Origin of the sequence: Halomonas sp. AOP30-A1-24, assembly GCF_052378165.1 — a bacterium.
Classification (GTDB): Bacteria; Pseudomonadota; Gammaproteobacteria; order Pseudomonadales; family Halomonadaceae; genus Vreelandella; species Vreelandella citrativorans.
Genome location: NZ_JBQSXL010000034.1, coordinates 1 through 19,037, shown reverse-complemented (window position 1 = coordinate 19,037; position 19,037 = coordinate 1). Strand labels below are relative to the sequence as shown.

19 protein-coding genes and 1 other RNA gene are annotated in these 19,037 nt (G+C 56.1%); 12 read left to right on the top strand and 8 right to left on the bottom strand.

The features are described from left to right. Window positions 1–672, bottom strand: a complete 672-nt coding sequence (rpiA, locus tag ACT3TJ_RS15815) for a ribose-5-phosphate isomerase RpiA (RefSeq protein WP_193057344.1) — start codon at window positions 670–672, stop codon at window positions 1–3. Window positions 673–853: 181 nt separating this feature from the next. On the opposite strand from rpiA, the gene ilvA reads away from it, so the two are divergent. Next, window positions 854–2,368, top strand: a complete 1,515-nt coding sequence (gene ilvA / locus ACT3TJ_RS15810; protein WP_172118926.1) for a threonine ammonia-lyase, biosynthetic — start codon at window positions 854–856, stop codon at window positions 2,366–2,368. 390 nt (window positions 2,369–2,758) lie between these two features. On the opposite strand, the gene ACT3TJ_RS15805 is transcribed toward ilvA, so the two are convergent. From ACT3TJ_RS15805 to ACT3TJ_RS15795, 3 genes are all read right to left on the bottom strand, one after another. Then, the gene (locus ACT3TJ_RS15805; RefSeq protein ID WP_193057345.1) at window positions 2,759–3,385 is read right to left on the bottom strand and encodes a 5-formyltetrahydrofolate cyclo-ligase; all 627 of its coding nucleotides are present in this window, start codon (window positions 3,383–3,385) and stop codon (window positions 2,759–2,761) included. A gap of 6 nt (window positions 3,386–3,391) precedes the next feature. Continuing rightward, window positions 3,392–3,575, bottom strand: a non-coding RNA gene (gene ssrS, locus ACT3TJ_RS15800) — 6S RNA. 53 nt (window positions 3,576–3,628) lie between these two features. Beyond that, window positions 3,629–3,928 carry a cell division protein ZapA gene (locus ACT3TJ_RS15795; protein ID WP_172118924.1) on the bottom strand — a complete coding sequence of 100 codons (300 nt, stop codon included), beginning with the start codon at window positions 3,926–3,928 and terminating at the stop codon, window positions 3,629–3,631. 161 nt (window positions 3,929–4,089) lie between these two features. Between ACT3TJ_RS15795 and ACT3TJ_RS15790 the strand changes: the two genes are divergently transcribed. The 4 genes from ACT3TJ_RS15790 to ACT3TJ_RS15775 all read left to right on the top strand — a co-directional run bounded on the left by ACT3TJ_RS15790 (window position 4,090) and on the right by ACT3TJ_RS15775 (window position 8,693). After that, window positions 4,090–4,668, top strand: a complete 579-nt coding sequence (locus ACT3TJ_RS15790) for a UPF0149 family protein (RefSeq protein ID WP_087106933.1) — start codon at window positions 4,090–4,092, stop codon at window positions 4,666–4,668. Window positions 4,669–4,683: 15 nt separating this feature from the next. Then, a complete protein-coding gene (gene pepP / locus ACT3TJ_RS15785; RefSeq protein ID WP_193057346.1) occupies window positions 4,684–6,021 on the top strand; it encodes a Xaa-Pro aminopeptidase in 1,338 nt (445 codons plus the stop codon). Window positions 6,022–6,110: 89 nt separating this feature from the next. Continuing rightward, window positions 6,111–7,340, top strand: a complete 1,230-nt coding sequence (gene ubiH / locus ACT3TJ_RS15780; RefSeq protein ID WP_193057347.1) for a 2-octaprenyl-6-methoxyphenyl hydroxylase — start codon at window positions 6,111–6,113, stop codon at window positions 7,338–7,340. Window positions 7,341–7,439: 99 nt separating this feature from the next. Beyond that, window positions 7,440–8,693, top strand: a complete 1,254-nt coding sequence (locus ACT3TJ_RS15775) for a UbiH/UbiF/VisC/COQ6 family ubiquinone biosynthesis hydroxylase (protein ID WP_193057348.1) — start codon at window positions 7,440–7,442, stop codon at window positions 8,691–8,693. Here the strand turns inward: ACT3TJ_RS15775 and ACT3TJ_RS15770 are convergent. The 3 genes from ACT3TJ_RS15770 to gpmI form a co-directional block, all read right to left on the bottom strand. After that, window positions 8,690–9,982, bottom strand: a complete 1,293-nt coding sequence (locus ACT3TJ_RS15770; RefSeq protein ID WP_193057349.1) for a S41 family peptidase — start codon at window positions 9,980–9,982, stop codon at window positions 8,690–8,692. The genes ACT3TJ_RS15775 and ACT3TJ_RS15770 overlap by 4 nt on opposite strands. 124 nt (window positions 9,983–10,106) lie before the next feature. Continuing rightward, window positions 10,107–11,243 (bottom strand): murein hydrolase activator EnvC family protein, encoded by a 1,137-nt coding sequence (locus ACT3TJ_RS15765; protein WP_193057350.1) that lies wholly within the window; start codon window positions 11,241–11,243, stop codon window positions 10,107–10,109. Between the two features lie 20 nt (window positions 11,244–11,263). Further along, complete coding sequence (gene gpmI, locus ACT3TJ_RS15760; RefSeq protein ID WP_444666014.1) at window positions 11,264–12,826, bottom strand: 2,3-bisphosphoglycerate-independent phosphoglycerate mutase; 1,563 nt, start codon at window positions 12,824–12,826, stop codon at window positions 11,264–11,266. A gap of 285 nt (window positions 12,827–13,111) precedes the next feature. Between gpmI and ACT3TJ_RS15755 the strand changes: the two genes are divergently transcribed. The 7 genes from ACT3TJ_RS15755 to ruvX all read left to right on the top strand — a co-directional run bounded on the left by ACT3TJ_RS15755 (window position 13,112) and on the right by ruvX (window position 17,867). Further along, the gene (locus ACT3TJ_RS15755) at window positions 13,112–13,534 is read left to right on the top strand and encodes a rhodanese-like domain-containing protein (protein WP_193053411.1); all 423 of its coding nucleotides are present in this window, start codon (window positions 13,112–13,114) and stop codon (window positions 13,532–13,534) included. A 49-nt stretch (window positions 13,535–13,583) separates the two neighbouring features. Continuing rightward, window positions 13,584–14,096, top strand: a complete 513-nt coding sequence (gene secB / locus ACT3TJ_RS15750; RefSeq protein ID WP_193057352.1) for a protein-export chaperone SecB — start codon at window positions 13,584–13,586, stop codon at window positions 14,094–14,096. 2 nt (window positions 14,097–14,098) lie between these two features. Beyond that, window positions 14,099–14,854 carry a 16S rRNA (uracil(1498)-N(3))-methyltransferase gene (locus tag ACT3TJ_RS15745; RefSeq protein WP_172118916.1) on the top strand — a complete coding sequence of 252 codons (756 nt, stop codon included), beginning with the start codon at window positions 14,099–14,101 and terminating at the stop codon, window positions 14,852–14,854. A 203-nt stretch (window positions 14,855–15,057) separates the two neighbouring features. Continuing rightward, window positions 15,058–15,750 (top strand): CvfB family protein, encoded by a 693-nt coding sequence (locus tag ACT3TJ_RS15740; RefSeq protein ID WP_193057353.1) that lies wholly within the window; start codon window positions 15,058–15,060, stop codon window positions 15,748–15,750. Window positions 15,751–15,825: 75 nt separating this feature from the next. Then, window positions 15,826–16,788: a glutathione synthase gene (gshB, locus tag ACT3TJ_RS15735; RefSeq protein ID WP_193057354.1), complete on the top strand. Its 963-nt coding sequence runs from the start codon at window positions 15,826–15,828 to the stop codon at window positions 16,786–16,788. Window positions 16,789–16,854: 66 nt separating this feature from the next. Then, entirely contained in the window at window positions 16,855–17,412 is a 558-nt protein-coding gene (locus ACT3TJ_RS15730; protein WP_193057355.1) for a YqgE/AlgH family protein, read from the top strand. Continuing rightward, complete coding sequence (gene ruvX, locus ACT3TJ_RS15725) at window positions 17,412–17,867, top strand: Holliday junction resolvase RuvX (RefSeq protein WP_193057356.1); 456 nt, start codon at window positions 17,412–17,414, stop codon at window positions 17,865–17,867. The genes ACT3TJ_RS15730 and ruvX overlap by 1 nt, the downstream gene beginning before the upstream one ends. A gap of 16 nt (window positions 17,868–17,883) precedes the next feature. On the opposite strand, the gene pyrB is transcribed toward ruvX, so the two are convergent. After that, entirely contained in the window at window positions 17,884–18,909 is a 1,026-nt protein-coding gene (gene pyrB, locus ACT3TJ_RS15720) for an aspartate carbamoyltransferase (RefSeq protein ID WP_172118936.1), read from the bottom strand. Window positions 18,910–19,037 lie beyond the last annotated feature (128 nt).

Genomic DNA, 19,037 nt, shown 5'->3' with positions numbered 1-19,037 from the left:
TTAACGCACGATACGCTCAACACCATCTGCTTTACCCAGCAGCAATACATCGGCCCCGCGCGCGGCAAACAAGCCATTGGTCACAACGCCGACAATGGCGTTAATGCGCGCTTCCATGGCAACCGGGTCTTCAATCATAAAATCAAAACAGTCGATAATATGATTGCCGTTATCCGTGACGACGCCCTGACGGTAGACCGGGTCGACACCCAGCTTTACCAGCTCACGGGCCACGTAAGAGCGTGCCATGGGAATGACTTCCACCGGCAAAGGGAAATCGCCCAACGTTGCCACGTACTTTGAACCATCGGCGATGCAGATAAAACGCTCGGCACAGGCCGCCACGATTTTCTCACGAGTAAGTGCGGCGCCGCCTCCTTTAATCATGTGTAAGTGAGCATTTACTTCGTCGGCGCCGTCGATGTAGAAGGGGACGGTGCCTACGCTGTTGAGTTCAAACACTTCAATGCCCAGGCCTTCCAAACGCTTGGCACTGGCTTCTGAGCTTGCCACCGCGCCTTTAAAACGGTCGCGAAACGGCCCTAATCGATCAATGAACAAATTAGCCGTTGAGCCAGTGCCAATGCCCAGTACGGTGTCCTTTTCCAATCCTGATTCAATCTCTTTAATTGCCGCATCTGCGACGGCGGCTTTGAGTGCATCTTGAGTCATGTGTTTTTCCAGGTCAGAGGAGGAGGGTTATTGCGTTAGTATACCGACCAAAGCGCTGGCTGCCGATGGAAACACAGTAGACGTCAGTAGGCGTAATCTGCTACCAATACAGGCTTTGTTAGTGTTTTAACCCCTCACCGTAACGCGTACTCTCACTCACGATTTTCCATTGGATACCTGCATGCTTGAAGCTACCGTCAAAAAGATTCTCCAGGCCAACGTTTACGAAGCCGCTTGCGAGACCCCGATCTCCCCCGCTCCCTTTTTGTCGCGTCGCTTTAACAACCAGATTTTGATTAAGCGTGAGGACCTACAGCCGGTGTTCTCGTTCAAGATTCGTGGCGCCTATAACAAAATGGCTCAGCTCACCGAGGCGCAAAAGGAAAAAGGCGTCATTGCGGCGTCTGCGGGTAATCATGCACAAGGTCTTGCCATGGCGGCAAAACTGATGGGCGTGAAAGCGGTGATTGTGATGCCGCGTATTACGCCGGAAATCAAGGTCCAGGCGGTACGTGCTCGAGGGGCAAAAGTCGTGCTGAAAGGCGATGCGTTTGCCGCTGCTGCCGAGCATGCTCACGAGTTGATCAAAGAGCACGGCTACACCTATATTCCGCCATTTGATGACATTGATGTGATTGCAGGCCAGGGCACGATAGGTGTCGAGATTCTGCGTCAGCACAGCGGGCGTCTGGACGCTATTTTTGTGCCTGTCGGCGGCGGCGGATTGATTGCAGGCGTGGCGGCGTACGTGAAGTACTTGCGCCCTGATATCAAGATTATCGGTGTAGAGGCGGAAGACAGCGCCTGTCTAAAAGCCGCTTTGGCGGCGGGCGAGCGCGTCGTGCTCGACCAGGTCGGTGTATTTGCCGAAGGTGTCGCGGTTGCTCAAATTGGCGAGGCACCGTTCTCGCTGGTGAAGGACCTGGTTGATGATGTCATTACGGTGAATACCGATGAGATGTGTGCCGCCGTCAAGGATATCTTTGACGATACCCGTGCCGTTGCTGAAACCTCTGGAGCGCTGTCGCTTGCCGGCTTGAAAAAATATGTACAGCAAACCGGCGCTGAGGGAGAAACGCTGTTATGTATTAACTCCGGCGCTAATACCAACTTTGATCGACTACAGCATATTGCCGAGCGTACCGAGCTTGGCGAACAGCGCGAAGCTATTTTAGCGGTGACCATTGATGAAAAACCCGGCAGCTTTAAAAAGTTTTGCCGGGCGCTGGGTAAGCGCATGGTGACCGAATTCAGCTACCGCTATGCGGACGAAAGCGACGCGCATATTTTTGTAGGGATTCAAGTAAAGCCGGGCGGCGAAGATCGTCAGGCCGTGATCGCCAAGCTGCGTGATGGTGGTTATCAGGTGGAAGATTTAACCGATAACGAACTGGCCAAGCTGCATATTCGCCATCTAAGCGGTGGCCGGCCCAGCGAGCGCTTTGAAGAAGAAGTGTACCGTTTCGAGTTCCCTGAACGCCCGGGGGCACTGATGAATTTCCTGACTCAACTGCCCCATGATTGGAATATTTCACTGTTCCATTATCGTAATCACGGTGCGGCTTATGGTCGCGTCCTGGTGGGTATGCAGGTTCCCGGCAGTGACCAAACTCATGTGGCAGATTATCTGGATGCGATTGGCTATCGTTACTGGCGTGAAAGCGACAACCCGGCTTACCAGCTGTTCATGGCCTAGGGTGTTTTGATAGGTGGGTAAGTGCTCGCTAACTGCAAAATTCAGGGCCAATAAGGGCTCATGAGTTATCAAAACGTCTAAATAAGCAAAAAAACAGCCTGTTTTGTCGTTGTCATTGATGCCCTTATGGCCCTATAGTCGTCAACGATATTTATGTGGTGCGTCGCCCTTTCTAAAACGCAGGTGGGTGATGCATTAATGCATTGGCGAAAGGCGTTGGAGAATCGGCATGCGGCGGAAAAAGCCTGATATGGTAATGGCATTAACAGTAGTGTTCTTGTTAGGCGTACTCGCCACTGGCTATGCACAGGCGTTATCGGGAAGTTAAACGTAACGCTTAAGGCATCGCAGCCATTTGCCAAAAGGTAGTGTGAGCTGACTTTAAGAGAGTCAGCTCTTTTTTTTGCCAGCACGCACGATACTCTCGTCGCTAACCACGGCGGTTAGCGGCACATCCCAGGGTTCAACTGGGAGCGATTCGACACGCTGACAGGCGTGGGCAACGCCAATTAAGGCAGGCGCCGGGCCTTGCCTGCGCATAAACGCAAGACTGCGGTCGTAGAAGCCGCCCCCCATTCCCATGCGGTTTGCCTCGGCATCAAACCCTACCAGCGGCACAATGAGCGTATCCAGCGCCCAAGCGGGCAACCGATTGTGGCGGTGAGCGCCAAACTGGGTATCCGGTTCAAGAACCCCAAAGCGGTTTTTTACCATGGGCGTCGTCGCGTGGTAGTTAACGAACCACAGTGAGTTATCGCTTAGCGGGCGCAGAACCGGGAGATAAACGTCGACATTACGCTGGCGGAGCCAGGGTAGTAAAAGCGTAGGGTCGATTTCACCGTTAACCGGTAAATAGAGGCTGATGCGCTTGGCGCGCTGAATTTCAGGCAACCGTTTGAGCTGTTGGCAAAGGCGTAGAGCGGCTTGGCGCTGCTCATGTTTTGAAAGGGCGAGGCGTTGTCGGCGTAACGCAAGGCGCAGGGTGCGCTTGGCCTCAGGATGATGCAGGCTTTCCATAAATAAGAGTTCCCCAGAGTGCCGCTGTCATTCTGGCCCTGAACCTACTGGTTCAGAGTGGGTGGCCGCAGCCAAACCGTCAGGCTTTCCGACGCACGGACATGCACACGGGTCTGGCTAGCAATTGGCCCCCTGGGTACTGCGCATAGGCTCGAGGGACTATAACGACTGGCGTACACCCCAGAGAACCCCGCTATTCTAACAGAGCCAGCGGCCATGCCAAAGTATTGAGTGAAAGGTTGCCTAAGGCTGGCGGGTTTTTTCCAACGCCCGCTCAAGACGGTCATTTAGCTTGTTCAAGTTGGCTTCGCTTGCCCGGTGCTCATCCAACGCTTCAAGCAGTTCATGAGTGATATTAAGCGCCGCGATCAACGTGACACGCTCACTGCCCAGGGTGCCGCTTTGCGCTTGGATACCGTTCATGGCGCGATCCAGGTAGCGAGCGGCGCGATCAAGCTTGGCTTCTTCCCCGGTATCGCAGGCAATGACATAGCTGCGCCCGAGAAGGGTAATTTCTTTCGTTGGCCGCTTGGCGTTACTCATTTAAAGCTCCAGCGCGGGCCAGCGAGGGGCCCAATGCGTTAACATCATGGCATAGGAAAACAGTCGTCGCTCACTATAAGAGAGGCGCTTGTACGGGGTCAACGCGCAAGTGTCCAGGGCGCATTAACGTATGAATCATTATTACACAGCGAGTTATTACTATGTCATTGATTGATGAGCGCCAAGACTTTTCTGACGTAGCCGATGTTTTTTTGCTGCATGGAAGTATGCAGTCACCGGCCTTTTTAGACGGACGTTTAAGCGCCCTTTTAGCGCTGCGCGATGTAAGTGCCGAGGCATGGCTTGAAGAGGTCTGCATAAGCCTGGGCGTTGAGCAACCGCGTGACCAGCCCAGTGCAGAACGCCTGCTGGGTTGGCGGCGCCAAACGCTGGAGGCGCTCAGCGCCAGCGACTTGAACTATGCGCCGCTACTCCCCGATGAGCTGTTCTCGCTGGGCGAGCAAGCCCAGGGGCTAAAAGAGTGGACGCTGGGCTTTATGGAAGTCGTCGAGGAAGTGGTGGATGGCGAGCTTCGCGAGCGCTGGTCACAAACGCTGAGTGAGGCGATTGACGATTTGGCAGGCATTGGCCACATCGAAACAGATATTGACGACAGCCCTGAAAATGAGAATGACCTGTTTGCTCTGACGGAGCATGTGCGGATGGCAGCCATGCTGCTGTATACCGAGCAGCACCCGGGCAAGCCCCAGGTTGAGCAAGCCGACGCGCCCGTTCACTAATTCTTCGGAGTTTGTATGTTGCCTGAGTTACTTCCCCGGCCGCCTGCGATTGGCAACGAAGAGTATCGCGCTCGCCGTGACGCCTTGATTGCGCAGTTGCCCGCAAACGCCGCTGTCGTGCTGCCTGGTGCTTCGCTGGTTACCCGTTCACACGACAGTGAGTACACGTTTCGTCAAAACAGTGATTTTTACTATCTGACCGGAATCACTGAGCCTGATGCGCTGCTGGTGTTGCTTCCCGGTCATGACGCCGGGCAGAGCATTGTGTTTTGCCAGGACCGCGACCCAACGATGGAAGCCTGGATAGGCCGCCGTTTGGGCGCCCGGGGCGTTGAAGCGGAGCATGGCATCGACCAGGCGTTTGAAAATGCTGACCGCGAGGCACAGCTGCCAGTGCTGCTGGAGGGCCGCGAACTGCTTTACGTGCCCCTGGATAATCCCGATGCGCTGGGTATTGCCGAAGAGGCTTTCTCCTTCGCCCTAGCGGGGCTGCGCCGTGGGCGGGCCCCGCTCAAAGGCTGGCTGGATGTCAGCGCGCTGATTCATGCGATGCGGCTAATAAAAAGCGAGGCCGAGATTGCCCTGCTGCGCCATGCCGCAGCGATTTCAGCGAAGGCCCATGTACGTGCCATGCAGGCATCGCGCCCAGGGCTTTACGAGTATCAGCTGCAGGCCGAGCTTGAGCATGAGTTTGTCTGGCAGGGCGGCAGCGGGCCTGCTTACAGTACGATTGTGGGCGGCGGTGCGAACGCATGCGTATTACACTATATCGAGAATCGTGCAGCGCTAACCAACGATAGCCTGGTGTTAATTGATGCCGGGGCCGAGTTTGGGCTTTATGCCGGAGATATCACCCGTACCTTTCCGGTAAATGGCCGGTTTACCGAGGCTCAGCGGGCCCTTTATCAAGTCGTACTGAGCGCCCAGGAGCGCGCAGTCGCCGCTATAAAACCCGGGGCGACGCTCGTTGATGTTCACCAGAACGTCGTTAAGGATTTAACGGCTGGGTTGATTGCGTTGGGGTTACTTGAAGGCGATGTTCAAGCCCGAATTGATGACGAAAGCTACCGGCGTTTTTACCTGCACTCTACGTCCCACTGGTTGGGGCTGGATGTCCACGATGTTGGTAGCTACCGGCTGGATGAAAAAACGCCACGACCTTTAGTTGCGGGTATGGTGTTAACCATTGAGCCAGGACTCTACATTCCCGACGCAGAGGATGTTCCGCCTGCGTATCGTGGAATCGGTATCAGGATTGAGGATAACGTCGTAGTGACCGACGAAGGGTATGAAAACCTGACGGCGGGAGTACCTAAAGGCATGGCTGACATTGAAGCGCTAATGGTTAAATAATAAGCGTATATTGATTGTCTGAATATCTATTATGTAATTTACGTTACGCCATTACGATATGGCGGTGCGCTAGGTGACAGGAGATGCTAATGCCGTCGTCGACGGATACGCCAGTAAAGACGACCACACACGATATCGTGATTGTGGGGGGCGGATTAGTGGGCGCCAGCCTGGGCTGTGCACTGGCCCCGCTTATCAAGCGTTATGGCTGGAAAGTCGCCATTATCGAAGCGACGCCGATGAATGAAGCGCCGCTTGAAAAGAGTTGGCAGCCGAGCTTTGATGCGCGTGCAAGCGCCATTGCTGAAGGCTCAGCACAGCGTTTTCAACAGTTGGGCATTTGGGATGCGATGCAGGGCGAAGCAACGCCTATTCGGTATATTCATATCAGTGAGCGTGGCCGCTTGGGAGCGACGCGGCTCAGTGCCCAGGGATTAGGCGTCGATGCGCTAGGTCATGTTATCCCCAATGCCTGGATGGGCCGTGTGCTTCACCACCATCTTAAAACGCTGCCGGTCGATTGGTACTGCCCGGCCAAGGTAGAAAAGCTTGCCCCAGAAGGTGGCGGGCACTATCTGCGCCTTTCTGACGGCAGCGAGCTGCGCGCCGCCTTAACCGTGCTGGCCGATGGAGGGCGTTCGGGACTTAAAGAGCAGTTGGGTATCAACAGTCGCCATAATTCCTACGAGCAGACAGCGCTCATTACCCATGTGGGCATCAGCCAACCACACGAGGGTATTGCCTATGAGCGCTTCACTCAGGAGGGGCCGATTGCCTTGTTGCCTTTGCCAGGTCAGGCAATGGAGCTGATATGGACACACCCCAGCGGTCAGGAACATGCGCGAATGGCGCTCCCGGACCGTGAGTTTCTTGCCCAGTTACAGAGCGCCTTTGGTGACCGGGTGGGACGTTTCACTCGCGTAGGAAAACGCTACAGCTACCCGCTTTCGTTGGTAACAGCAGAAGAGCCGGTTCGTCCGGGGCTGGCGGTCCTGGGAAATGCAGCTCATGCCCTGCACCCTGTTGCCGGTCAAGGCTTTAACCTGGCGTTACGCGGTATTATGGACCTCGTTGAAGCGCTTGAGCAGGGCGAACAGACCGGGCTGCCACTGGGTGATATGACGACGCTGCAGGCCTTTGAGCAGAAGCGTGCGCGTGATCGCCGCAATGTCATTCGCTTTAGCGACGGGTTGGTGCGCCTGTTCGGACACACGTTACCGCTTCTGTCTCACGCTCGGGCAGCCGGGCTTATCGGCCTTAACCTTGTAGGGCCGCTGCGACGCAGCCTGGCGCGCCGCGCGATGGGGCTGGAGCGTTAGGCATGCCTCGCTGTTTAAGATTAAAGATGCCAAACGCTTAGCCAGCTATTTGGCTCAACAGGAACAAAGCTCTAAGAGCTGGGCTCGGATAGGAGCGTTATGGATACGCACGCGACAGACACTGCACCGACAGAAAATTTTGACGTTATTGTCGTGGGCGCAGGCATGGTGGGAACAGCGCTAACAGCCTTGCTGGCACAAGCAGGTATGCATGTGGCACTGGTGGAAGCGCGCCATGAACCCCAGCGCTGGGAGGCCGTTAACAAGACGCTTCCCACGCCCCGGGTCAGTGCATTAACGCCAGTATCTCAGCGCCTGTTAACCCATCTGGACGTTTGGCCCGCCATGGCCGAATGTCGCGTAACGCCGTATCGCTATATGCAGGTATGGGATGCGGAAGGCAGTGGTGAAATCAAATTTTCGGCCGATGAAGCCGGGGTGCCCGTACTGGGGCATATAGTAGAGAATGCGATTACTCAGGCGGCGCTCAATGATGCGGTACTGGATCATCCCAGAGTAGAGCATTTTTTTGGTTGCCGGGTTCAGGCGCTACAAACCTCAGCGACAGGCCGTTGGTTAGTGCTGGACGATGCGCGCAAGCTGCATGCACCGCTGCTGGTAGCGGCAGATGGTGCGCGTTCAACCCTGCGGGAGCTGGCCGACATAGAGATCACCAGCGACGATATGGGCCAAGAGGCTGTGGTCACTACCGTCAAGTGTGCTCATGTACACGGCAGCACCGCGCGACAAGCGTTTACCCAGAGCGGCCCGCTGGCCTTCTTGCCGATCACGCTAGAGGACGATGCACGCTACTGCTCGATTGTTTGGTCGACCACGCCCGAGCACGCGTTGGCGCTTAGCCATTTTGCGCCTGACGAGTTAGGGAAAGCGCTGGGCGAGGCATTCGGTTATCGCCTGGGCGAGGTGGAGGTGTGTGATCGTGCGTATCGTTTTCCGCTGGTACAGCGTCATGCAAGGCAGTATGTATTGCCGCACTTCGCGCTGATCGGCGACGCGGCGCACAGCATTCATCCATTGGCAGGGCAGGGCGTTAACCTCGGTTTGATGGATGCCGCGGTATTGGCTGAAGAAGTGGTTAGCGCCTGGAAGCGCGGCGCCCCGTGGGGTGAGTTAACCACATTGAAACGCTATGAGCGCAGGCGGCGCTTGGATAACAGTGCCATGTTAGGGCTGATGAAAGGGTTCAGGGAGCTGTTTGGTACCCAAATGCCGCTCTTTACACTGGCCCGCAATCTCGGCATGAGCGGTATGAACCAGCTAAGCCCTGTTAAACGCAGCGTCATGCGGCAGGCCACCGGAGAGCGGGGGCGCTTGCCGCATAGCTGCCGCTAACGGCGGCGGTCGACCACATTAAGCGCTTTGAGAAGATTGAGCGCTTCACTCATTTGGTAGTCATCACGTAGCCGCTCGGTCGCGGATGAACGTGTCTGGGTGGCGGGCTGCTGTGCATCCAGGTGGCCGCCTAGGTCCGCCTCGCGAAGCTCCGGGCGGCTTTCGGCGACTTCCAGACGGCCCCGCACTACTTCTACATCGGGCGCGATGCCCTGCGCCTGAATGGAGCGTCCGTTTGGCGTGTAGTAAAGCGCGGTGGTGAGTTTCAAACCTTCACCATTACCCAGCGGCATGACCTGCTGAACGGAGCCCTTTCCGAAACTGTCTGTGCCCATAATGACGCCGCGGCGTTGGTCTTGAAGCGCACCCGCCACAATTTCTGCGGCCGAAGCGCTGCCGCTGTTAATCAGCACGACCAGCGGAATATCACTGGCGGGCGTGGCGGATGAGGCTGAAAATGACATGGCGGTATCGGAAAGCCGGCCTTCGGTATACACAATCAGGCCGTTATCCAGAAACAGGTCTGCCACACCGGCCGCCGCTTGGAGTACACCGCCGGGATTATTGCGCAGGTCAAGAATCAGCCCTTCCAGCGGCTGTTCACGCGTCATGCGCTCTATTGCCTGGCGTGCCTGTTCTGGCGTACGCGACTGGAACTGACTAATTCGCAGGTAGCCATAGCCGGGCTCAAGAAGCTCATGCTTAACGCTTTCGCTGCGGATGGCCTCACGGGTAAGGTTGAACTCACGCGGGGTGTCCTCTCCCGTGCGTAGAATCATCATGCGCAACTGGCTGCCTGGTTCGCCGCGCATTAGCGTAACGGCTTCTTGAAGCGACATGCTTTCAGTCGGCGTGCCGTCAATGGCAACGATAACATCCCGAGGAAGCAGACCAGCCTGTGAGGCGGGCGTATCATCAATCGGGGTGATCACCAGGAGTTGGCCGTTTTCCATGCCAACTTCTATACCAATGCCGCCAAACTCTCCTTGAGTGGTTTCGCGCAGGCTTTGATACTCTTCCGCATCAAGATAGGCGGAGTGAGGGTCGAGTTCGCTGAGCATACCGCGCATGGCGTTACGCAGTAGCGTGCGGTCATCGACCTCTTCAACGTAGCCACGCTTGATGCGCTCAAACACCTCGGCAAAGGTCTGGATCTCTTCAAGGGGTAATTCATCAGCTGTGGCGGGCTGGGCAAACAGCGGTAGCGGTGCCGACAATAGCGCAACAGGAAGCAGAGTCACCAGAAGGCGCTTGGCAGAGGCCGGTACTTCGTTAACAAATAGCGTCATGCAGACTCCGCAAGGCGTTAGGCAGTGTTTAAAACTGCCCCAAGTTGACATTACCGTTCTGTCTGAAAAGTGTCTGCGTTCGGCAACGTTTCAGACAGAACCTAATACGGTTCAGCTTATCCCGTCAGCGGCGCGCAATCCAACGCTGTGGGTTAATTGGTTTGCCACTCTGACGTACTTCAAAGTAGAGCGCATTACTCGATTGTCCACCACTGTCGCCTACGCGGCCAATTTCGTCGCCACGGCTGACCTGCTGGCCAGGACGTACGCTAAACTGCTGTAAGTGAGCATAGAGCGTCATGATCTGGTCGCCGTGGTCAATAATCAGCAGGTTGCCGAAGCCGCGCATCCAATCGGCAAATACCACCCGCCCGGTGTGCACGGCGTTTACCTGCGTACCGGCGCTTGCCTGGATGATAATACCGTTATAGTGAACGCCATCACGACGATTAAATGTTGTGGTGATGGCACCTTGCACGGGCCACGGCAAATCCCCTTGAGTACGGGTAATCTGAGTGCTGGGCGTGGGGGCATCCAGGCGCGCTAGTTCCTCCTGAATTTCACGCAGCTTACGCTCGGCCTGCTCCCGGTTATCGTTAAGATCCGCCAGGCGATCAGCTTCGCTACCATAGCGATCATCCAACGTGGCCACGACGTTGCGCCGGTCGGAGGTGCGCTCGGCAAGCCGTACCCGCTGCGCATCCAGCTCGGTGGCGACACTGGCTAGGCGCGTTTGGCGCTCGTTAAGGGCCTGCTCCGTATCGGCAAGCGCGGTATCCAGCCGGGCAATATCGGCAAGACGTTCATTGCGTGCTTGAGTAAAGCGGTTCAGGTAAGCCTGCATACGGTCAAGCTCGGCCGGGTCGCCCTGGTTCAGCAGCAGCTTGAGCTGTGGCGTCGGCCCTAGCCGGTAAAGCGCCGCGAGTTGTTGGCTGAGGGCGGCGTACTGGCTGGCTTGCTCGTCCTCCAGGCGGTCGCGGTGCTGGCGCAGCTGGGTCATTTCATCGTCCAACTGGCGCCGCTCGGCCTGTAAGGCATCCAGCCGCTGGTGAGTGTCGGCCAGCTCCGTTTCAACCTCGCGTAGTTCACGTTCGGCGCTGTCCCGTGCTTCTCCTGTTGTACTCAGCCGCTGCGTAAGCGACTCAATTTCCTGGCCAAGCGCATCCAGCTGCTGGCGCGTTGCCTGCTCATCCGACTGGGCCAAACCCGCCGGTGAGTACACAATGACCAGTAGCGCACCCAGTACTAACGCGGTTCGCACAGGACGTCGCAACGGTATGATCAAGTGAAATCAATCAGCGGGTTCCCGGTCATGGCCTCGGGAACCGGTTGATTCATCATGGTCAAGAGTGTGGGGGCCAGGTCGCACAGGCGGCCATCGCTTAACGTGCCGGCTCGCTCACCCACGTAAACCAGCGGTACCACAAAGGTGGTGTGGGCCGTTTGGGGGGCGCCTGTGACCGGATGCACCATTTGTTCGGCATTGCCGTGGTCGGCGGTTACCAGGCAAGCACCGCCAGCGCGCTCAATCGCGTCAATAACGCGGCCAACGCAGATATCGACCGTTTCAATGGCTTTTACCGCCGCGTTAAAGTCGCCGGTATGGCCCACCATATCGCCGTTGGCATAGTTACATACGATGAAGTCAAAGCGGCCGCTGTCGATAGCCTCAACGAGGTTGTCGGTAATCTCGTAAGCGCTCATCTCGGGTTTTTCGTCGTAGGTCTTCACGTCCCGAGGGGAGGGCACCAGAATGCGCTCTTCGCCCTCATACTCGGCTTCGTTGCCACCCGAGAAGAAAAAGGTAACGTGGGGATACTTCTCTGTTTCGGCAATACGCAGCTGCGTTAAACCGCGCTTGGCGACGACTTCGCCCAGGGTATCGTTGAGATCAAATGGCGGAAACGCGGCCGGTGCAGGAATGTCCGCTGCGTACTGGGTCAACATGACCAAGCCCTTGCCCGCCAGCGATGGGCAGGCCCTACGTGAAAAGCCGCTGAAGTCAGGCTCTACAAATGCGCGGGTAAGTTCGCGCGCGCGGTCAGAGCGGAAGTTAAGAAACAGGGCGGCGTCACCGTCTTGCAGGGTAACGCACTTGTCGTTGAGCAATACGCAGCTTGGCAGGACAAATTCGTCGGTTTCGCCGCGCTCATAGGCGTCGCGCAACGCGGTTTCGGCGCTGGTGGCATAGATGTCAGCCTGGCCTTCGGTCAGCAGATGGTAGGCTTTTTCTACCCGCTCCCAGCGGTTATCACGGTCCATGGCGTAAAAGCGGCCAATAATGGAGGCCACAAAACCATTTTCAGCGCCTACCAGCTCGGCCAGGCGGGCATTAGCGCGTTCGATAGAAGCCAGCGCGCTTTGAGGCGGCATGTCTCGGCCATCCAGGAACGCATGAATAAAGATACGTTGCGCACCGCGGCGAGCCGCCAGTTCGGCCATCGCGATGAAATGATCTTCATGGCTATGTACGCCGCCAGGCGAGAGCAGGCCCAGCAGATGAACGGCGCGGCCATTGGCCACGGCATCATCAATCGGCTGTGTCAGGTTTTCGTTAACGTCCAGATCGCCCTCTTTAATGGCTTTGGTGATCCGTGTGAAGTCCTGATAAACGATGCGTCCGGCACCCAGATTCATATGGCCCACTTCTGAGTTGCCCATTTGCCCATCGGGCAGCCCTACGTGGTGGCCGTCAGTATGCACAAACGCGTGTGGACGATTTGCCCAAAGCGCATCCATTACGGGCGTGTTGGCCGATGCCACCGCGTTATTAGCGCTATCGGGGTTGTGTCCATAACCGTCAAGAATGATCAGCGCGACGGGACGCGGAGTAGACGTAGCCATAAGAACCTCGTTCGGTTGAGTAATCCAAGCGGCGTAAAGCAATCAGCAACGAAAGCGCTGTTTGAAAGTAAAGAGGTTTAAAAAGGTGAGTCAACTCACGTTATTTTCAAACAACTCCTTGTGATCAGGGTCGCGACTGATGCACGCTTGGGGCATCATAACGTAGGCGACCGTCGGGCGTCATGAGCAAGGCCTGCGCGGGGTGCCCTGTGACGTGTATACTTATCGCGTTTTGACGGCGGCGTTGCCGCTTTTTTCTGCATAGACCAAGAGATTGTGTTCGCGATGATCGATCAGTTGTTCGAATTCGTACAGAACCACCCCCTGCTCGTTGGGGCGTTTTTGCTGGTGCTAGTAGCGTGGCTTATTTATGAAACGCGTAGTGCTTCAACCAATGCGGTGACCTCAACCCAGGCCACCCAGCTCATCAACCGAGAAGATGCGGTTGTGCTGGACATTCGTGAAAGCAAAGACTTCAAAGCCGGGCATATTGCTGGCGCACGTAACATTCCCCATAACAAGCTTGATAACCGTATGAACGAGCTGGATAAAGTGAAAAACCAGCCGATCATCGTCGTATGCAAGCATGGGCAAAGTGCAGGCGCGGTTCAAGCCAAGCTTGCCAAGGCCGGTTTCGAGCGTGTGACTAAATTGAAAGGTGGCATGGCGCAGTGGCAGGCCGATAGCCTTCCCGTCGTTAAGAAGTAAGCGTTCTCACCTTTTACTATTGATTCAATGAACAACGAGGAGTTTCCCCATGGCGGAAGATAACAACACCCCGCAGGCTGGTGCAGCAGCGTCCGGCGACAAGCCGCAGCTGAAGTTCTCTATGCAGCGTATTTACGTGAAAGATATCTCCTTTGAAGCACCTAACTCACCGTCTGTTTTCAAGCAGGCGTTTAAGCCGAAGGTGAATCTGGATCTTAATACCACCAGCACTAAAATCGATGACGACCAGTATGAAGTGGTTGTGAAAGTCACCGCTCAGGTCAACGATTCAGAAACCGGCACTACCTCGTTTCTTGCAGAGGTTGAACAAGCGGGTTTATTCCGTATTTCGGGCATCGAAGGCGCTCAGTTGGAGCAGACACTGGGTGCGTTCTGCCCCAACCTGCTGTTCCCTTACGCGCGTGAGTGTGTCGATAACCTGGTAAACCGTGGTGGCTTCCCGCCACTGATGTTGGCACCGGTGAACTTTGAAGCCATGTACGCCCAGCGTAAGCAGCGTGAAGCGCAACAGGAAAATCAGGCTGAAGTGAGTACTCACTAAGCATGCAGGCTGCCGACTGGTATGCCGTGCATGGCAAAATGCCGCGCCTCCATGTACCGGCTGTTTTTGCAGTAGGCCAAGAGGTAGTGCTGCCGGAAGGCCCGGCGCGCCATGTCACCCGCGTACTGCGCATGGGTGAAGGCGCGCCTTTGGTGCTGTTCGATGGCCAAGGCAATGAAGCGGGCGTCCGCTTGGCCGAGGTAGGGCGTAAGCACACGACGGCGGTTATCGACGCCGTTTGGGTCGGTGAGGGGGAGTCACCCTTTGCTGTTCACCTTGGCCAGGCGATCTCCAAAGGCGACCGGATGGATTACGCGATCCAGAAGGCGGTTGAATTAGGTGTCGCTGCTATCACGCCACTGTATACAGAGCGTGGTGATGTACGTTTAAAGGGTGATCGTGAAGCCAAAAAGCTGGCCCATTGGCAGGCTGTTGCGGCAAGCGCCTGCGAACAAAGTGGCCGGGCGGTAGTGCCTGTTGTTCACTCGCCGCTAAGCCTTGTTGAGTGGCTAAGTGCCCGCCAGGAGCCGCTTCGCTTGATGCTGCACTTGGCAACGGGCAATGCGTTTGATCAGCCGGAGCGCCCTGAGGCCGCCGCACTTTTAATTGGCCCTGAGGGGGGCTTAACGGAGGCGGATATTGCAGCCGCTCAGGCAGCTGGCTTTACGCCATTAACGCTAGGGCCACGTGTTCTGCGTACGGAAACAGCCCCGGTGGTTGCCTTGACCCTTCTACAGCACTACTTTGGTGATTTGTAAGCGCCTACTAACACCTTCATTGACCCCTTCCTCAGTGGCCTGCTGTTTAGCGTTAGCCTTCGCTATAGGCTTTACAAGTGTGAATGAGTAGCCATTAGCCTGGCCTGCGTTAAGCAGCGGCCATCACTATGTAGCGGGCCAGCTGCTTTGCTCGGTGATCCTCAGGCGCCATACTATAGACTCACTTTTTAAGGACGGCACCCATGGTCCGTGAATCAACGACTCCTCCTCGCGCTACAAGTGACGCCTCTGCCCAGTTAGGCGAAGTGGCGTATTTAACTGTTGTGACCGTTAATAACACGGGCGCGTTTTTGCGTTGGGGGCAGCCCAAGGACGTTCTCTTGCCGTACAGCGAGCAAATCTTCCGGCCGGATCCTGGCAAGCGGGTGCTGGTCATGCTGTATGAAGATGATCAGGGGCGTCCTGTGGCCTCCATGCGCCTTGATCGCTTTTTAACTGATGATGCCTGGGCGCTTGAAAAGGGGAATGAGGTGAGCGTCGTGGTCGCTGACCGCACCGACCTCGGTATGAAAGTAGCGGTTGATCACCGCTATTGGGGGCTAATCTACCAGGATGATATTTCTCAGCCGCTGCGCCGCGGGCAGACGCTAAAAGGCTACGTCAAGCAGCGCCGTGAGGATGGCCGGTTGGATATTTCTCTGTTGCCGCCAGGCGCGGCGCGGCTAGACGTCGTCGGCGATAAAATACTCAAAGCACTGCGTGAAAGCGGCGGCTATCTACCGCTGGGCGATAAAAGTGACGCCCACGCGATTAAAGCGCGGTTGGGTGTGAGCAAAAGTGCGTTTAAACAAGCCATTGGGCGGCTTTATAAGCAGCAACTGATTACCTTGGAGCCTGACGCGATACGGCTGGTGCCGGGCGCGCTTGCCCCGTAACGGCGCCAATGGTTGGAGCTTGACAGGCAGTACGGCATACTGCCTACCTATTGTTTACGTATGGATTGTGCCCCGATGAGTCAATCAAATCTGCATCTCGGCGTCGTGATGGACCCTATCAGCGACATCGCTTACAAGAAAGATACCACCATAGCCATGCTGTGGGCGGCCCAGGAACGCGGCTATATCCTGCACTATATGGAGCAGGAAGATCTTTTCTTACAGGCGGGGCAAGCCTACGCACGCATGCGACCACTAACCGTGCATCGCGACCCTGACCATTGGTACGACCTGGGTGAAGCGGCTGCCCGGCCACTGGCTGAGCTTGATGTGGTGTTAATGCGTAAAGACCCGCCGGTGGATGCTGACTTCACCAATGCGGTCCACCTCTTGGGCTTTGCTGAGCGTGAAGGCGTGCTCATTGTTAATCCAACCTCAGCACTTTTACAGTGTAATGAGAAGTTGTTTGCCCAGCAGTTTCCTCAGTGCTGTACGCCCACCATGGTGGCCAGCCGCGATGATGTGCTGCGGGCCTTTCATGCCGAGCACGGCGATGTGATTTTCAAACCGCTGGACGGGATGGGCGGCACCGGGATTTTCCATATCGGCCCTGATGGCCGCAATATTGGCGCGGTCATTGAGCAGCTAACGCTGCGTGGTCAGCGCCAGATTATGGTTCAGCGCTACCTGCCTGACATTAAAGACGGCGACACGCGTATCCTGCTGGTGGACGGCGAGCCGGTGCCCTTTGGGCTGGCGCGTATCCCTTCGGCTGGTGAAACGCGCGGCAACCTGGCAGCCGGTGGCCGTGGTGTCGCACGTGATCTCACTGAGCGTGATTACTGGTTGATTGAGCAAGTACAGCCAATGATTCGTGAAAAAGGCCTGATGTTTGTAGGGCTGGACGTGATTGGCGACTACATCACTGAAATTAACGTTACCAGCCCCACCTGCGTGCGTGAAATTGATGACCAGCGCGGCACGAATATCGCGGGCCTGTTGTTGGATGCCATCGAACGCCGCTTGAGCGCTGCTTGATACGCCTGATTCACACTTGATGATAAGAAAGGTCTGCTGGCTATGTCAGCAGGCCGTAGGAGACGCATGCAAAGTTTGAAACACCATTTTTTAATGGCGATGCCGCATCTGGATGATCCTGACTTTGTGGGCAGCCTGATCTACCTCTGTGATCATGACCATAACGGCTGCATGGGGGTTATCACCAACCGCCCGTTGGATATGACGCTGGATGCACTGTTTGATCAGTTGGAGCTGGGGGGGGAAGACAGCCCCCACCGCAATGCTCCGGTCTATTACGGTGGCCCTACGCACAAGGATCGCGGCTTTATCCTCCATCTTGGCGATAGCCAGGAGTGGGACTCCAGCGTTCAGGTAGAGGATGGTGTGGCACTGACGACCTCCATGGATATTCTTCAGGCGCTAGCTAACGGTGAAGGTCCTGAGCACTTTCTGATTTGTCTGGGCTGTGCGGGTTGGGAGGTCGGTCAGCTTGAAGATGAACTAAAGGACAATAGCTGGCTGACGGTTGAGGGCCAGACGGACGTGCTGTTCAACACGCCACCTGCTGAGCGCTTAACGGCTGCCGCAGGATTGTTAGGAGTGGATCTATACCTGATGACTCGTGATGCAGGGCACGCGTGATGGCAGAGGTTGGCCAACGCTTAATTCTTGCCTTTGATTACGGTACGCGGCGTATTGGGGTCGCCGTGGGCAATGAGCTTTTAAAAAGCGCCCGCGAGCTTTCCCCACTTACTGCACGTGACGGCATCCCCGACTGGAATAAAGTAGAGCAACTGCTGAAAGAGTGGCAGCCGGACCTTCTGGTGGTTGGCTTACCGCTCAATATAGATGGCAGCGAGTCGGACATGAGTAAGCGTGCCCGCAAGTTTGGCAACCGTTTACACGGGCGCTATGGCAAACCCTGCGTAATGGTAGACGAACGTGGCTCTACCCGCGAAGCCAAGCTGATTGCCCGTGAAGCGGGTCACCGAGGCAACTACCGCGAAGAGAGCGTCGATGGCATTGCGGCGGTGTTGATTCTGGAAGGCTGGTTTGCCCATCAGGAAGGTCTTCCCGATGGGCGTTCTGCTCTCTAACGTATATTAAGTAGCGTTAGCGATCCAGTGTCCCGATCTGGCTGGGTACAAACCAGCGCACCGGGCGAAGGTCTTTCTCAATCAGTGAATCGACGTGCAGCAGCGTTGCAAAGATGGCCATCCGCATGGCGATGCCGTTATCTGTCTGACGAAAGATCGCCAGGCGCGGGTCGCCGTTAAGATCCACGTTCAAATCATTCGCGCCGGGGCGGCTATCGCGGGGCAGCGGGTGCATAACAATGGTCGACTCACTGCAGCGTTGATCCAGAAACGCCTTGTTGACTATAAAGTCATCCGAGATGCCCTGGAAGTTCTCGTTCATTTCTTCGGTAAAGCGCTCTTTCTGAATTCGCGTGGTGTACACAACATCCAGATCACTGAAGTCAGTGGCTAAATGATCGCGTACCTCTACCTGGTGCCCGCGTGATGTGACCAGGTCAATCAGTGCAGTAGGCATTTCAAGCCCGGGCGGCGATACCAGTGTGATACGTAACGGATCGTATAAAGAAAGCAGCTTGATCAGAGAGTGCACCGTACGCCCATACTTGAGATCGCCGGTCAGCAGAATATGTGCTCCGCCAAACGATTTGCCTAATCGCTGAAACTCCTTATCGATCGTATAGATATCCAGCAGGGCTTGGCTTGGGTGTTCACCAGGGCCGTCGCCGCCGTTAATCACCGGTACATTCGTCGCCGCCGCAAACTCGGCAACAGAGCCTTGATCCGGGTGACGCATGACAATCGCATCGCAGTAGCCACTCATTACCCGGCTGGTATCGTAAAGCGACTCGCCTTTGGCCATGGATGAGAATGTAAAGCCTGTGGTATCACATACGCTGCCGCCCAACCGACAAAACGCCGTATGAAAACTTACCCGGGTGCGCGTGCTGGCTTCGAAGAACAAGTTGCCCAAAACGGCTCCCTCAAGAACACGGGTAACCTGACGACGCTGGGCAATGGGCTCCATTTGGGCCGCAACACGAAGAAGGTGGTTAACGCTGTCGCGGTTTAAGGAGTCAACGGATAGCAGATGGGGGCTCATCATGGACCTCATGTTGAAGTAGAAGGCGAAGTGGGTAGATGAAGTGATTGCGTGTAGTGTAACCGCCAATACGTGGTTCGCCGAAGTGCTTTCACGGCCTTATAAAAAAGGCTGCTGATGTTTTTCAA

Excerpts from the sequence above, each read along its gene's own strand:
- ACT3TJ_RS15740 (WP_193057353.1), top strand. The coding sequence starts at position 15,058 with ATGGTCCGTGAATCAACGACTCCTCCTCGCGCTACAAGTGACGCCTCT.
- pepP (WP_193057346.1), top strand. The coding sequence starts at position 4,684 with ATGTTGCCTGAGTTACTTCCCCGGCCGCCTGCGATTGGCAACGAAGAG.
- ruvX (WP_193057356.1), top strand. The coding sequence starts at position 17,412 with ATGGCAGAGGTTGGCCAACGCTTAATTCTTGCCTTTGATTACGGTACG.
- ACT3TJ_RS15790 (WP_087106933.1), top strand. The coding sequence starts at position 4,090 with ATGTCATTGATTGATGAGCGCCAAGACTTTTCTGACGTAGCCGATGTT.
- ACT3TJ_RS15805 (WP_193057345.1), bottom strand. The coding sequence starts at position 3,385 with ATGGAAAGCCTGCATCATCCTGAGGCCAAGCGCACCCTGCGCCTTGCG.
- ubiH (WP_193057347.1), top strand. The coding sequence starts at position 6,111 with ATGCCGTCGTCGACGGATACGCCAGTAAAGACGACCACACACGATATC.
- gshB (WP_193057354.1), top strand. The coding sequence starts at position 15,826 with ATGAGTCAATCAAATCTGCATCTCGGCGTCGTGATGGACCCTATCAGC.
- ilvA (WP_172118926.1), top strand. The coding sequence starts at position 854 with ATGCTTGAAGCTACCGTCAAAAAGATTCTCCAGGCCAACGTTTACGAA.
- ACT3TJ_RS15755 (WP_193053411.1), top strand. The coding sequence starts at position 13,112 with ATGATCGATCAGTTGTTCGAATTCGTACAGAACCACCCCCTGCTCGTT.
- ACT3TJ_RS15745 (WP_172118916.1), top strand. The coding sequence starts at position 14,099 with ATGCAGGCTGCCGACTGGTATGCCGTGCATGGCAAAATGCCGCGCCTC.
- gpmI (WP_444666014.1), bottom strand. The coding sequence starts at position 12,826 with ATGGCTACGTCTACTCCGCGTCCCGTCGCGCTGATCATTCTTGACGGT.
- rpiA (WP_193057344.1), bottom strand. The coding sequence starts at position 672 with ATGACTCAAGATGCACTCAAAGCCGCCGTCGCAGATGCGGCAATTAAA.
- pyrB (WP_172118936.1), bottom strand. The coding sequence starts at position 18,909 with ATGAGCCCCCATCTGCTATCCGTTGACTCCTTAAACCGCGACAGCGTT.
- ACT3TJ_RS15775 (WP_193057348.1), top strand. The coding sequence starts at position 7,440 with ATGGATACGCACGCGACAGACACTGCACCGACAGAAAATTTTGACGTT.
- ACT3TJ_RS15795 (WP_172118924.1), bottom strand. The coding sequence starts at position 3,928 with ATGAGTAACGCCAAGCGGCCAACGAAAGAAATTACCCTTCTCGGGCGC.
- ACT3TJ_RS15770 (WP_193057349.1), bottom strand. The coding sequence starts at position 9,982 with ATGACGCTATTTGTTAACGAAGTACCGGCCTCTGCCAAGCGCCTTCTG.
- secB (WP_193057352.1), top strand. The coding sequence starts at position 13,584 with ATGGCGGAAGATAACAACACCCCGCAGGCTGGTGCAGCAGCGTCCGGC.
- ACT3TJ_RS15730 (WP_193057355.1), top strand. The coding sequence starts at position 16,855 with ATGCAAAGTTTGAAACACCATTTTTTAATGGCGATGCCGCATCTGGAT.